The sequence below is a fragment of the Anseongella ginsenosidimutans genome, assembly GCF_008033235.1.
In the GTDB taxonomy this organism is placed as follows: domain Bacteria; phylum Bacteroidota; class Bacteroidia; order Sphingobacteriales; family Sphingobacteriaceae; genus Anseongella; species Anseongella ginsenosidimutans.
The window spans coordinates 3,030,347-3,044,500 of sequence record NZ_CP042432.1 but is presented as its reverse complement, the minus strand read 5'-3'; the positions used below and the strand labels follow the sequence as shown (position 1 = coordinate 3,044,500).

General features: G+C 52.5%; 7 protein-coding genes. 4 read left to right on the top strand and 3 right to left on the bottom strand.

The features are described from left to right. Positions 1-10: 10 nt before the first annotated feature. Positions 11-1,966, bottom strand: a complete 1,956-nt coding sequence (locus tag FRZ59_RS12570; protein WP_132128788.1) for an alpha-1,4-glucan--maltose-1-phosphate maltosyltransferase — start codon at positions 1,964-1,966, stop codon at positions 11-13. Between the two features lie 312 nt (positions 1,967-2,278). On the opposite strand from FRZ59_RS12570, the gene glgX reads away from it, so the two are divergent. Genes glgX through malQ form a run of 3 tightly spaced genes read left to right on the top strand, consistent with a single transcriptional unit; the run spans position 2,279 to position 10,722 of the window. Next, on the top strand, positions 2,279-4,414 hold the full coding sequence (glgX, locus tag FRZ59_RS12565) for a glycogen debranching protein GlgX (RefSeq protein ID WP_132128786.1): 2,136 nt from the start codon (positions 2,279-2,281) through the stop codon (positions 4,412-4,414). Then, the gene (gene treZ, locus FRZ59_RS12560) at positions 4,407-6,362 is read left to right on the top strand and encodes a malto-oligosyltrehalose trehalohydrolase (RefSeq protein ID WP_132128784.1); all 1,956 of its coding nucleotides are present in this window, start codon (positions 4,407-4,409) and stop codon (positions 6,360-6,362) included. Before glgX ends, treZ begins: the two co-directional genes overlap by 8 nt. Next, a complete protein-coding gene (malQ, locus tag FRZ59_RS12555; RefSeq protein ID WP_132128782.1) occupies positions 6,349-10,722 on the top strand; it encodes a 4-alpha-glucanotransferase in 4,374 nt (1,457 codons plus the stop codon). Before treZ ends, malQ begins: the two co-directional genes overlap by 14 nt. A gap of 109 nt (positions 10,723-10,831) precedes the next feature. On the opposite strand, the gene FRZ59_RS12550 is transcribed toward malQ, so the two are convergent. Further along, a complete protein-coding gene (locus FRZ59_RS12550; RefSeq protein ID WP_225975055.1) occupies positions 10,832-11,701 on the bottom strand; it encodes an SDR family oxidoreductase in 870 nt (289 codons plus the stop codon). A 147-nt stretch (positions 11,702-11,848) separates the two neighbouring features. Here FRZ59_RS12550 and FRZ59_RS12545 point away from each other — a divergent pair, with 147 nt between their 5' ends. Then, positions 11,849-13,081: a metallophosphoesterase gene (locus FRZ59_RS12545; RefSeq protein ID WP_132128778.1), complete on the top strand. Its 1,233-nt coding sequence runs from the start codon at positions 11,849-11,851 to the stop codon at positions 13,079-13,081. Positions 13,082-13,133: 52 nt separating this feature from the next. On the opposite strand, the gene FRZ59_RS12540 is transcribed toward FRZ59_RS12545, so the two are convergent. Beyond that, positions 13,134-14,042 carry an NAD(P)/FAD-dependent oxidoreductase gene (locus FRZ59_RS12540; RefSeq protein ID WP_132128777.1) on the bottom strand — a complete coding sequence of 303 codons (909 nt, stop codon included), beginning with the start codon at positions 14,040-14,042 and terminating at the stop codon, positions 13,134-13,136. Positions 14,043-14,154 lie beyond the last annotated feature (112 nt).

The window sequence follows — 14,154 nt, the reverse complement described above, 5'->3', positions numbered from 1 at the left end:
GCTTGCCTTGTTATGTATCCAACACCACTTCAAAAACATGCGCCGGCAATTCCTGCGGGTTTAACTGCACATAATTCCATTCATCCTGCCATTGGTAACTATTGCCGCTTATCAGGTCCTTGACCAGGTAAGCACGGCCCGCCGGAATGCCTAAAGCGGCTATCGGGATTTTTACATGTGCGGACTGCATATGAAAAGGATCCAGGTTCACGGCAATGATAAGCCGGTCGCCTGCTTCCGGGTCGGCCTTCCCGTAACAAATTATCTGGTCGTTGCTCGTTTCCGCAAACTCGATGTTCCAGGTCGTTTGCAACGCGGGGTGGGTATTCCGGATCCGGTTGATCCGTGTAATAAGTTCGCCAAGGCGGGTGCAACGATCCCAGTCCCAATGCCGGATCTCATATTTTTCATTATCCGCATATTCCTCTTTTGTCGGGTAAGGCGTATGAATACAAAATTCATAAACAGGCCCGTAAATACCGTAACTGGCGGAAAGCGTAGCCGCCAGGATCAGCCGGATGATATGGGCGTTCTCGCCTCCGGAGCTAAGGAAGGGGGGCAGGATATCGGGGGTATTCGGCCAGAAATTAGGCCGGAAATAAAACTTCCGGTCGGTTTTTGTCAGTTCCCGCATATATTCTTCCAGTTCGTATTTCGTATTCCGCCAGGTGAAATAAGTATAAGATTGGGTAAAGCCTGCCTTCGCCAGCCTTTCCATAACGCGTGGGCGGGTAAAGGCTTCGGCAAGAAAAATGACTTGCGGATGTTTTTCCCTGACGTCCCGGATTATCCACTCCCAGAAACGAAGCGACTTCGTGTGCGGGTTGTCCACCCGGAAGATATTGACTCCTTTGTCAATCCAGTATTCTACCACGCTTTTCAACTCTTCCCAGAGGCCTTGCCAGTCTTGACTCTCGAAATCGAGCGGGAGAATGTCCTCATACTTTTTCGGAGGGTTTTCGGCATACTGCACCGTTCCGTCAGACCGCCATTTAAACCATTGAGGGTGTTGTGTTACGTAAGGATGATCCGGAGCGCACTGAAAGGCGATGTCCAGCGCAATCTCGATTCCCTGTTTTCCGGCTTCCCGGACAAGATCGCGGAAATCCTTCAGTGTCCCCAGCTGCGGATGAATGGCCTTGTGCCCTCCTTTCCTGTTCCCGATAGCCCAGGGGGAACCAGGATCGTCCGGGCCTGCTTCCAGGGAATTGTTCCTCCCCTTCCGTTTCTTTTCGCCTATCGGGTGTATAGGAGGCAAATACAACACATCGAATCCCATACGCGCAATACGGGGAAGAAGTTTCTTTACATCCTGGAAGGTGCCGTGTTTGCCCGCTTCAGAAGCCGCAGAACGCGGAAACAACTCATACCAGGTGCTGAACAAGGCTTTTTGTCTTTCCACATCTATCTCCAGGGTTTCAGGATAAAGGCTGAGTAGGTTTTTATCGCGGTACCGGTTCATGATCCCGCGCATGTTCCGGTCAAGTTGGGACAATATGCCTTCGGTCGTTTTCGCAACACTAAGCTTTTCAGCCCATTCCGTTAAAGTGCGCTTATCCGCGGGACTTGCAGCCTCTGCCGCTTTTCCAGCCATCGCTACACCCGCCTGCAGCTCGGTTTCTATATTCAGCCCGGCGTCCAGTTTTTTCCGCGCATTCTTTTGCCAGGTGGAAAAATGATCAATCCATCCCTGGAGACGGAACTGGTACCGCCCGGTCCTCCCAGGTTTAAATACCGCCTCCCAGCGATCATTCATGATCAGCTTCATCGGGATTTCTGTCCATTTCCTTTCCGCGGCATGCCTTACCAGTATGCTGGCAGCCAATTCATCATGACCGTCGGCAAATATATCGGCTGAGACGAGAACGTTTTCATTAATAATGGCTTTAGCGGCATATTCCCCCTCTTCTATCCGCGGGGAAACATTCGCGATGATCACTCTTTTTCTGCCTTGGGTAGTATTCACAAATTTACGATTGCGATGGGTTTCTATTGCCGTATGGGCCCTGAGCGAAGTTCTAATTCCGTGCCAGCCTTATCCGGCAAAAAATCCGGGGAAGGGAAAAGCAGCAGGTTTCGGGAGGCGGGGTTTCGGGGGTGCGCGGCTTCAATAATGGTAGCGCCCGGCATTCAGCAGGTTTTTCCCCAGGCGGGAAATTTTTTCGTTAGTTCGCCCCGCAAGGCCGCATGTCCTATGCCCTCCTGCGCCAACGCTCCGAACAAGACATGCGGCCTGTTATTTGCACGGGTTTCCAGCAGATTTAACACAGGATTTAATATGGAGATAAGCAGTTATCCGGGCGACCCTTTTCCACTGGGAGCCACCTGGGATGGCAAAGGAGTAAATTTCGCTTTATATTCAGAGAACGCCGCCGGCGTGGAACTTTGCCTGTTCAGGGAAGCAAAGGGAGAAACCGAGACCCAAAGAATAAAACTAGAAGAATATTCCCACCAGGTATGGCATATTTACCTGCCGGGCGTGCAGCCGGGCCAGTTATACGGCTACCGGGTTCACGGTCCGTGGGAGCCGCAGAACGGACATCGTTTTAACCCAAACAAATTATTAATCGATCCCTATGCGCGGGCAATTTCCGGCAAGATCGAATGGCATGATTCACTTTTCGCTTATACGCGGGGCCACCCAGACAAGGACCTGAGTTTTAACAAGAAGGATAGTGCGCCTTTCGTTCCCAAATCGGTAGTGATTGATCCCGGTTTTGACTGGGAGAACGACAAGCCTCCCTTAATCCCCTATCATCAGACTGTTATTTACGAAGCGCATGTCAAAGGCCTTACCTGGCTGCACCCGGAGATCCCGCCGGAAATACGCGGCACTTATGCCGCCCTGGGCCATCCTGTTATCATTAATTATCTCCGGGAACTGGGTATTACCGCTATTGAACTGATGCCTGTACACCACTTCGTTACTGATGCTCATTTACACGAAAAAGGCCTTACTAATTACTGGGGTTATAATACGATCGGCTATTTTGCGCCTGACGTTCGTTATTCAGGAAGCGGGTCAACCGGAGGGCAGGTCGTGGAATTCAAACACATGGTAAAAGAACTGCATAAAGCCGGGATCGAAGTAATCCTGGACGTAGTTTATAATCATACCGCCGAAGGAAACGAAATGGGGCCGTCGCTCTCCTTCAAGGGAATCGACAATGCCTCCTATTACCGGCTTACTAAAAAGCCGCGTTTTTATATGGATTATACGGGAACCGGGAACACGCTCAACGCGAACCTTCCCAATGTACTTCGCCTGATCATGGACAGCCTGCGCTACTGGATAGAGGAAATGCACGTAGATGGCTTTCGCTTTGACCTGGCGGCAACCCTTGCCCGGGAATTGCAGGAAGTGAACCGGCTCAGCGCTTTTTTCGATATCATTCACCAGGACCCGGTGATTTCAAAGGTAAAGCTTATCGCCGAGCCCTGGGACCTGGGAGAGGGAGGATACCAAATTGGGAAGTTCCCTCCTGGTTGGGCGGAATGGAACGGGAAATACCGCGATTGTATAAGGGATTACTGGCGAGGGGCCGAGAGCATGCTGGCAGAATTCGCCGAACGGTTTACCGGCAGCTCCGACCTGTACCAAGATTACCGGAAGCCCACAGCCAGCATTAATTTCATCACCGCTCACGACGGTTTTACCCTGAACGATCTTGTTTCCTATAATGAGAAACACAACCAGGAAAACGGTGAAAATAATCAGGATGGAGAAAGCCATAACCGTTCCTGGAACTGCGGTGCGGAAGGCCCGTCTGAAGACCCGGCAATAATCTCCCTGAGGCAACGCCAGCAGCGTAATTTTCTTGCCACCTTATTCCTTTCCCAGGGAGTACCAATGCTGCTGGCCGGGGACGAAGCCGGGCGGACCCAGAAAGGCAACAATAACGCCTATTGCCAGGACAATGAGATATCCTGGACAAACTGGGAAAGCGCGGACAACAACCTGGTGGAATTTACCAGCCGGCTCATTCGCCTGCGGAGGGAGCATCCCGTTTTTTGCCGGCATCGCTGGTTCCATGGAGCGCCGGGACAGGAAGCAGACCTGGAAGATATCGCCTGGTTCCTGCCCGAAGGCACGGAAATGACGGGTGATCACTGGAACCATGATTTCGCCCGTTCGCTGGGGATTTTCCTGAATGGGCATGGCCTCCATACCCGCGGGTCGAAGGGTGAAATGATCGTAGACGATAATTTTTACGTAATCTTCAATGCCCATCACGATTCCCTGGATTATGTCCTGCCTCCCGAAGAATACGGAACCCGGTGGACAAAAATACTGGATACGGGAGAAAACGGAGCGGAGGCTCAGGGGATACACGGCGCCCGGGAAGCTATTAGTGTAAAAGGCAGGTCTGTTGTGCTGCTGCAACAGGCGACCGAAAAGGATAAATATGAATAAACGACTGAACGGAATTCGTTTTCCCCGGGGTCCGGAAAATGAAGCGGAAATATGGCTGTGGGCTCCGCTGGCCCGCAAGGCGGCAATCTGCCTCGAGGGAAAGACCGGAAAAGCCGGGAATGCTGGAAAGGACGCAAATACGGGAAATCCCGGAAATTCGGGAACGACCGCAAGTGCGGGAACGGCCGCAAATGCCGGAAATTCCGGGAAGGCGGGAAATGGTAAAAAGTTAACCCTCCACGAAGAGCAGTTTGGATATTGGACGCTAAAAACCAGCGAAATAAAACCGGGAGACCGCTACCGATTTCAACTTAACGGAGAAGAGGAATTCCCCGATCCCGCTTCTCTTTCGCAGCCGGAAGGGGTCCACGGCCCTTCGGAAGCCCTGGACCTGCAGGACTTCTCCTGGACAGACGGCGCCTGGAAAAACCATGCCCTGGAAGACTACCTGCTCTACGAGGCGCATACAGGAACCTTCACCCCGGAAGGGACTTTCGAAGGGATGGAAAAAAAGCTGGATCACCTGAAGGAACTGGGGGTAAACGCTATTGAGATCATGCCCGTGGCGCAATTCCCCGGTTCCCGCAACTGGGGCTATGACGGCGTATTTCCCTATGCCGTACAGCATTCTTACGGAGGAGCCAGAGGCCTGCAGCTCCTGGTAGATCGCTGTCATTCAAAAGGAATAGCGGTTATTTTAGATGTCGTCTATAATCACCTGGGGCCGGAAGGTAATTACCTGGCCCGGTTCGCCCCCTATTTTACCGGCAAATACCAAACTCCCTGGGGAAAAGCCATGAACTTCGATGATGCCTGGTGCGACGGGGTCAGGCGTTATTTTGTTGACAATGCGCTGATGTGGTTCCGGGACTTCCATATCGATGGCCTGCGCCTGGATGCCGTACATGCCATAAAGGACCTCAGCCCGGTTCATATACTCCGGGAAATAAAGGAGCAGACGCTCCGCCTGGAAGAGGCCACGGGCAAAAGGCATTACCTGATCGCGGAGTGCGATTTGAACGATACGCGCTTTATCCATCCGGTAACAAAAGGTGGCTACGGAATGGACGCACAATGGCTGGATGAATTTCATCACGCCCTACGGGTCACTTCCGGTCAGGAACCGCTGGGTTATTACGCGGATTTCGAAGGAATAAGGCATCTGGCAAAAGCCTACCGGCATGCATATGTATATAACGGAACGTATTCTCCCCACCGGCACAAGACCTTTGGCACCAGCACGGAGGGAGTTCCCGGCCGGCAATTCATTGTTTTTTCTCAAAATCATGACCAGGTGGGCAATCGCATGCTGGGCGAACGCAGCAGCCGGCTGTATAGCTTTGAAATGCAAAAACTGCTCGCCGGAGCGGTGATGAGCGCTCCTTTCCTTCCCCTGCTGTTCATGGGCGAAGAATGGAGCGAGCCAAATCCCTTCCTCTATTTTGTCAGCCACTCCGATCCGGCGCTGGTGGAAGCCGTCCGGAGGGGCCGGAAGGCAGAATTCGCGGCCTTTCAGTTCCACGGAGAGGTACCCGATCCGCAAGCGGAAGAAACGTTCAGGCAATCCATTCTGCAATGGGAATATTTGAAAAGAGAGCCGCACCAAACAATGTTCCGTTACTACCAGGCGCTTATTACGCTTCGGAAACAGGAAGCGGTCCTGCGGCAGCCGGACAGGGAAGGATTGAAAACCCTGCTGCAGCCGGAAGCGAATACCCTGATCCTGCAGCGCGGCAAAGGAGACCGCCAGGTACGCTGCCTGATGAATTTTTCCCACAGGCAGCAGCAGTTAAGCCTGATTTCGGAAAAATCACAGGATAGCTGGAAAAAGCTGCTGGATTCCGCGGAGCCCGGCTGGAAAGGCCCCGGAGCGGCCCCCGACCGGGTAACAAATGGCACAGCTATTACCATGCAACCTGAATCGATCATTATTTATGGAAAAGTTTAGCCGGCCATCCTCCACCTATCGCTTCCAGTTCCACAAAGGATTTACTTTCAAGGACCTGGAACGCTTGCAGAATTATTTACAGGAATTAGGAATAAGCGCGGTGTATGCTTCTCCCCTTTTTACCGCCGTACCCGGAAGTACGCACGGATACGATGTCCTGCATCCCAACAGCATCAACCCGGAATTAGGCACCCTCAGGCAATTGAAAGCCCTTATCCGTAATTTGCAGCAAAAAGGTATTGACTGGCTGCAGGATATTGTGCCTAACCACATGGGCTTCCATTCTGAGAACCCCTGGCTATCGGACGTGCTGGAAAAAGGCAGCAAATCAGCGTATGCCTCTTTCTTTGATACCAGCCTGTACAGCAATTTCTTCAGCGGGCGCCTTATGGTTCCTTTCCTGGGCGCTTCCCTGGAAGAGGTTTTGAAAAATGGCGAGCTGAAGATCGCTTATGCGGAGCAGCGGCTGGTATTCCGGTATTACGGCCAGGAGTGGCCGCTGCATCCTCTTTCTTACCGCGATATACTGGTATCCTGTATGGACGGAACGGAACAAAACTGCCGGGAATTGGCAGGACAAATCACCAGGATACAACAGCTGAATGATGCACGAACATACGCCCTGCAATGGAATGAATTCCGCCTGCAACTGGCCGCTTTGATGAAAACCGGGGAAGCCGGGCAACATTTACGCGAATACCTGGAGAAAATAAACAACCGTCCCGACCAGCTGCGCGACATTGCCGGCCAGCAGGCCTATCGCCTTTGCAGCTGGAAGGAAACCGGCGAACGCATTAACTATCGCCGTTTTTTTACCATTAACGGCCTTATTTGCCTGAACATGCAGGAAAAGGCCGTCTTCCGGGAATATCATAACTTAATTGCCTCCCTGCTGGAAGAAAGCTGCTTCGCCGGCATACGGGTGGATCATGTGGATGGCTTGTACGACCCTGCCGGCTACCTGGAGCAGCTCCGGGAACTGGCTGGTGAAAAAACCTATATTATCGTAGAGAAGATTCTTGAAAGCAACGAAGAGTTCCCGGCCGGCTGGCCCGTCCAGGGAAGCTCAGGCTATGATTTCCTTGCCCTGGTGAACAACCTTTTTACCAGGAGCAGCAACAAGGAGGTTTTCAGCCGGTTTTACCGGGAACTTACCGGAGAGGCCCTGTCTGTTCAGGAACAGATCCGGGAAAAGAAGGCGGCCATTCTGCAGGCCCATATGAACGGGGAGCTGGAAAACCTTTGCGCGCTTTTTCTCCACCTGCTGGAAACGGATACCCAGAGGGGGAAGGAAGTAGCATCGGAGTCCCGGGAACGGCCGGAGTCCGGGGAACCGTCGCGGCCGGTGAGCGATTTCTCCGACGTAGCGGAGGGTGACCTGAAACAAGCCATCGCCGCCTTCCTGGTTCATTGCCCTGTGTATCGTTATTATGGGAACCATTTTCCGCTCGAAGAAAATGAATCCATAGCCCTGCGGAACATCCTTCATCAGGCTGGAGCGCATCAGCCTGACCTGATTCCTGCGTTTCGCCTGCTGGAAGAAGCCTTGTTGCAGTGGCCTTTGGAGCGTAGTGAAGCGTACCGGAAGGAAGCCCTGTGTTTTTATAGCCGTTGTATGCAGTTTAGCGGCCCGTTAATGGCAAAGGGAGTGGAAGATACGCTGATGTACACTTACAACCGCTTCATCGGGCATAATGAAGTAGGGGATTCGCCGGATGCATTTGGCATCTCCCCGGAAGTTTTTCACCGGGAAATGAAGATTCGCAGGGAACGATGGCCGCAAAGCATGAATGCAACAGCCACGCATGATACCAAACGAGGGGAAGACCTGCGCGCCCGGCTCAATGTACTCACCTGTATTCCCCGGGAATGGATGAAAGCGGTGCGGGAATGGCGAAGGCTGAACAAAGATTTAAAGCAGCAGGGCGCCCCCGATGCCAACGAAGAATACTTTATTTATCAAACGCTGGCGGGTGCCTGGCCGATGCGGGAGGAGGAAGAGGAAGGTTTTGGCAGCAGGCTCCGGGGATACCTGGTAAAAGTGCTGCGCGAGGGCAAGCGCCACTCCAACTGGGAAAATCCTGATGAGGACTATGAGCGGGCTGTAACGGGCTTCGCGGACGCCTTGCTGGACAAAAAGCGGCCTTTCCGGCGGCATTTCCTGGAATTCTTCGAAAAGACAAGGGATCCCGGCCGGATCAATTCCCTGGCACAGGTGTTACTAAAATTTACCTGTCCCGGGGTACCGGATACTTATCAGGGATGCGAGCTTTGGGACCTGAGCCTTGTTGACCCTGATAACCGGCGGCCCGTGGATTATGAACAACGACAGCAATGGCTGACTGCACTGCAATCTGCCAAAGGGAAACCCGCGGCTTTGCTTCAGGAATTATGGGAAGATACTGCTACCGCCCGGATCAAACTCTTTCTTGTGCATCGGCTTCTCCGGGAACGAAAACAACACCCCCTCCCCTTTGTACAGGGCCAATATATCCCGCTGACCATAAAAGGGCGTTACCGAAAATTCATCCTCGCCTTTGCGCGCAGATATGACTCAGACTGGTACCTGACAATCGTTCCGCTGCATCCGGCCGTGCTTTGCCGGCGGCAAAAAAAAGAAATAAACACGATAGACTGGAAAGATACAAGGATCATCCTGCCGCCAGAAGCACCCGGCGAATGGGAGCATTTGCTTGACGGAACCAGTGGCCGGGCCGCTTTCAGCACAATAGTTAACGGAACAACGAGCGGGGCAACTGGCGGAACAACGGATAGCGCCGCCAAGAGCCGCGAGCCGGCTATTAACATTGCCGCCATTTTCAGCGTCTTGCCGCTGGCCCTGCTTAAACTAAAATCACCTGCTGCCGGCCGGTCGGCCGGCGTCCTTATGCACATTACTTCGTTGCCTTCACCTTTTGGCGCCGGGGACCTTGGTGTGGGCGCCAGGGAATTTGCGGGCTTTCTCAGCCGGTCAGGTCAGCGATGCTGGCAGCTGCTTCCACTTAACCCGGTTGCGGCAGAACAGCTGTATTCGCCCTACAGCCCGGTATCCAGTATGGCGGGAAACCCGCTGCTGCTTAGTCCGGAACAGCTTGCCGAAGACGGATGGCTGCCTCTTTCGGAACTGCGGGAAACGCAGCAGCCGGATAATAAAGACCTTACACACGCGGTCCGGATCCGCGAACAAATACTGAACAAGGCCTGGAAAAACTACCGCGAAAAGGCTCTTCCTTCCCGCGATCTTCCGTTCAGGCAATTTTGTGCAGAGGAAGCCGTTTGGCTGGAGGATTTCGCGCTGTATATGGTCTTAAAAAAGCAGCACGAAGGCCAGCCCTGGTACAGCTGGCCTGAAAAGTACCGGCTGCGCGATAAAATGGCACTCAAAGAATTGAGAACCGTTCAGGAAAACGCCATTGACAAGGAAAAATGGCTTCAGTTCCTTTTTTCCCGGCAATGGAAAGCCTTGAGGGAACATTGTGCATCGCTCGGCATCCGTATGTTTGGGGACCTCCCTTTTTACATCAGCTACGATTCAGCGGATGTATGGTCAAACCCGGAAATATTCTGCCTGGACAGAGATGGACGCATGACAGCCGTAGCAGGTGTACCACCCGACTATTTTAACCGCAACGGTCAATTGTGGGGAATGCCCGTATTTCGCTGGGACGTATTGAAAGCGCAGGGATATGACTGGTGGGTCAGGCGCCTCCGCCGCAACATGGAATGGTATGATCTCCTTCGCCTTGACCATTTTCGCGCATTTTCGGCTTACTGGGAGGTTCCAGCGGGCGAAAAAACGGCCGTTAACGGCCAATGGAAAGCTGGCCCCGGGGCCGATCTCTTCCATACCCTGCGCAGGGAACTCGGCAGCTTGCCTTTCGTAGCCGAAGACCTTGGGGATATTGACGAGGCTGTTTACCGGCTCCGCGACGAATTCGGGCTGCCGGGCATGAAAGTATTACAGTTCGCTTTCGGCGAAAACATGGCCCATTCACCGCATATTCCGCATCAGTACAGCCCGGAATTCATCGTTTATACAGGCACTCATGACAATAACACCACCAGGGGGTGGTTTGAGAAGGAACTGGGGTCTGAAGGGCGACGGCAGCTCAGAGAATACACCGGGAAGCCCGTCAGCGCAAAAAACGTCCACGAAACGCTCGCCCGGATGGCCTATTCCTCGGTGGCCCGCATCGCCGTCCTTCCCCTGCAGGATATACTCGGGCTGGATGAACAGGCCCGGATGAATGTTCCGGCGTCCATCACCGGGAACTGGAAATGGCGCCTGCCGCCGGGCCTGCTGAACCCGCGCGTAGAAGAGCAACTCCTGAAATGGGTGAAACTGTACGGCCGGGAATAAACCGCGCTGCAGGTAAGCTCCGCACAGCTGCAGGTAAGCTCCGCACAGCTGCAGGTGGGTTCCGCATAGCTGCAGGCAAGCTCCGCACATTAATAGCGCGGCATTCCGCTTATATCGTAGGCATACCGCCGGTCACCTGAACGGTGGCTCCGGACATATAGCTTCCATCCTGTCCGGCCAGCAGCACATAAATGGGCGCCAGTTCGGCCGGTTGAGCGGGCCGTTTCAGCGGCGTTTTCTTTCCGAATTCCTTGTTCTTTTCGGCCGGAAAACTGCCGGGAATGAGCGGTGTCCACACGGGGCCGGGAGCTACGCAGTTCACCCGGATGCCTTTTTCGCCCCATAACTGGGCCAGCGTAGACGTAAAGTTCTGGATAGCACCTTTCGTGACTGTATAGGGCATGAGCGTCGCGTTTGGCGTGTAGGCGTTCACCGAACTTGTATTAATGACCGAGCTGCCGGGCTGAAGATAAGATTCCGCCGCTTTACACAGGTAGAACATCGCATATACATTCGTTTTGAAGGTATAATCCCATTCGCCGGAAGAGATTTCCGCCAGTGACTGATGCATCATTTGGTATGCTGCATTATTGACCAGAATGTCAAGGCCGCCTAACTCCCGGACGGCCTGCTCCACCAAGTGCTTGCAATGAGCCTCCTCGCTGATGTCGCCGGGAACCAGGATGGCTTTCCTCCCGGCTTTTTCCACCTCGGCGGCCGTTTCCCGGGCGTCCTCTTCTTCGTTCAAATAAGAAATAAGCACATCGGCCCCTTCGCGCGCGAAAGCTATTGCTACGGCTTTTCCTATTCCCGAGTCCGCCCCGGTTATCAGTGCTTTGCGCCCCGTCAGCTTTCCGCTTCCCTTGTAGGAATTCTCACCATGATCCGGCTTAGGGTCCATCTCTTGTTCGGAGCCCGGCATTTCCTGTTCCTGTGCAGGAAAAGGTGGCTGCGGATATTGCTTTGCAGGATCTTGCATCGGGGAGTTTTGCTGATTGCCTGAAGTTTCCATAATCATTTTTATTTAATCTATCCTTAACACGATGCACTCTTTAACATCTCAAAAGAAGAAACCATTATCATGCCGCCGGAAAATCTAAAATTTGCTGTTATTTTTACAGGCGATATGCTCGATAGAATTCTAATGATAATCCCGGTCTGGCTTTTACTGGATTTGTATTTTTTCCAGGTCCTTAAAAGTGCGGCAGGCGGCTGTTCCCCGCCTTTGCGCAGGAGTATTTACGGATTCTACTGGATCTATGACATGGCGCTGATAGTCGCGCTTTTCTATTTAAAGCTTAGCGGTTCCGGCATTTTTTCGGGCTTTTTCTTTTTACTGGTTGGGCCCATGATGTTGTCGATCCTTCCGAAATTACTGATCCTCCCCTTCTTGCTCGTGGTAGATTTTGCACGGCTGGGAAGTTACCTGGCCGGCAACCGGAAGCATCCGGCGCTTCCGGGACGACGCAAATTTATCAACAAGGCCCTGCTGAGCATGAGCGCTTTGCCCTTTGGCTACGTGCTGTTTGGCATTACGAGAGGAGCTTATCATTATAAAGTGTATCGTAATACGCTGTATTTCGAAGAATTGCCTGACGCCTTTGACGGTTTTACGATTACCCAGCTTTCCGACATGCACTGCGGGAGTTTTAACGACGCCGACGCGGTGAAACGTGGAATCGATCTGGCGAACGCGCAAAATAGCGACCTGCTGGTACTGACCGGAGATCTTGTCAACAACGAAGCTGCGGAGTTAAACCCCTGGAAAGGCATTTTTTCCTCTTTGAAGGCGCCTTTCGGAGTCTACTCTGTTCTTGGGAACCATGATTACGGCGACTATATGGACTGGTCTTCAGAAGCGGCGAAAGAAGCTAATCTTAATGAACTCAAAAAGATTCAAAGTGAAATGGGCTTTCGCTTACTGGTTGATGAACATGTAAAGCTGGAAAAGGACGGGCAGCATATTAACCTGGCCGGGGTTCAGAACTGGGGAAGGCGTTTCCGGCAATACGGCGACCTGGATAAAGCGATGGAACAGGTGAATGAAGGCACATTTTCCATCCTGTTGTCACACGACCCCAGCCATTGGGAAGCCCGCGTACTCTCCCATGCCAAACCTGTTTACCTTACCCTGGCCGGCCATACGCATGGTATGCAGTTTGGGATTGACATTCCCTGGCTTAAATGGAGCCCTGCCAAATATATCTACAAACAGTGGGCAGGCATTTATCAAAAAGGATCCAGGTATATTAATGTCAACCGGGGTTTCGGTTTTCTCGGATTTTCAGGCCGGGTAGGGATATGGCCGGAAATTTCCGTAATTACCTTGAAAAAAGGCGCTTCACCGGGAAGGGCATAATCTGCAGCAAAACCTCATTAATCAATTCCGTATTCAAGGCAGCGCCGGCAATTCAGAAGCGCTGATCGATCCATTCCTTATTCAGGGCAGCGCCGGCCATTGTGCCCGCTGCGATGGCTGTGGAAAGCGCCCGCATGGGACTGGTATTGTCGCCGGCTGCATACACCCCGGGAATGGTAGTTCTTTTCATTTCATCTACTTTAATAAAGCCCTGTTCGGTAAGTTCGCAACCCAATAATTCAGGAACCGGGCAATGCTGCGTGAAACCAGGGCGGGCATAAAGGGCGGTAACAGGCTCTTTGCTGCCATCCGTAAATACCAGCTGGCCTATCTTTCCCGCTTCATGTTCAATGCGCAGGATCTCCTTTTCTATTACCCGGACTCCGGCCGCAGCGATTATAGCGGACTGTTCTTCACTCAGGCCGGAATTGCCATTCGTGAATACGGTCAGATCACTCGTCCAGTTACTGATCAATCTCGCAAAATCAACAGCCATGTCGCCATTAGCCAGGATCCCTGTTCTTTCTCCCCGGACTTCATATCCGTGACAGTAAGGGCAATGCAGTACCGAGATACCCCAGCATTCCGCAAAACCTTCTACGGGAGGCGGTATATCTTTGAGTCCCGTAGCGAAAAGCAATTTCCTCGCGGAGAAGCGGAGGCCCTCCCCGGTTTTAATTTCGAAGGCGTTATTTTTTCCGCTGCCTTCGGTTACCAGGCCAGGCTGAAAAGTCACCGTTTCATAGTTAAGCACCTGTTCCCTTGCCTTAACGGCAATCGCCGCAGGCCTTTCCCCGTCCCCGGTGATGAAATTATGTGAGTGTGGAGTTTGCTTGTTACAGGGCTGGCCGCTGTCAATGATCAGCACCTTCCGCAAGGAACGCCCCAATGCCATAGCTGCAGAAAGGCCTGCATAGCTCCCACCGATAATAATTATGTCAAAGTCTTTATCAGTTGTCATGATTCCATTGTTTTTTACAAAAATAACGATTGTGTTTTTAATTGCAACTATATTGCATTATTATATTTATTGGTGTTGTCGCAAGGCGAAGAAGAAATAGCGGGCTTTCCTT

Excerpts from the sequence above, each read along its gene's own strand:
- glgX (WP_132128786.1), top strand. The coding sequence starts at position 2,279 with ATGGAGATAAGCAGTTATCCGGGCGACCCTTTTCCACTGGGAGCCACC.
- treZ (WP_132128784.1), top strand. The coding sequence starts at position 4,407 with ATGAATAAACGACTGAACGGAATTCGTTTTCCCCGGGGTCCGGAAAAT.
- malQ (WP_132128782.1), top strand. The coding sequence starts at position 6,349 with ATGGAAAAGTTTAGCCGGCCATCCTCCACCTATCGCTTCCAGTTCCAC.
- FRZ59_RS12550 (WP_225975055.1), bottom strand. The coding sequence starts at position 11,701 with ATGCAAGATCCTGCAAAGCAATATCCGCAGCCACCTTTTCCTGCACAG.
- FRZ59_RS12545 (WP_132128778.1), top strand. The coding sequence starts at position 11,849 with ATGCTCGATAGAATTCTAATGATAATCCCGGTCTGGCTTTTACTGGAT.
- FRZ59_RS12540 (WP_132128777.1), bottom strand. The coding sequence starts at position 14,042 with ATGACAACTGATAAAGACTTTGACATAATTATTATCGGTGGGAGCTAT.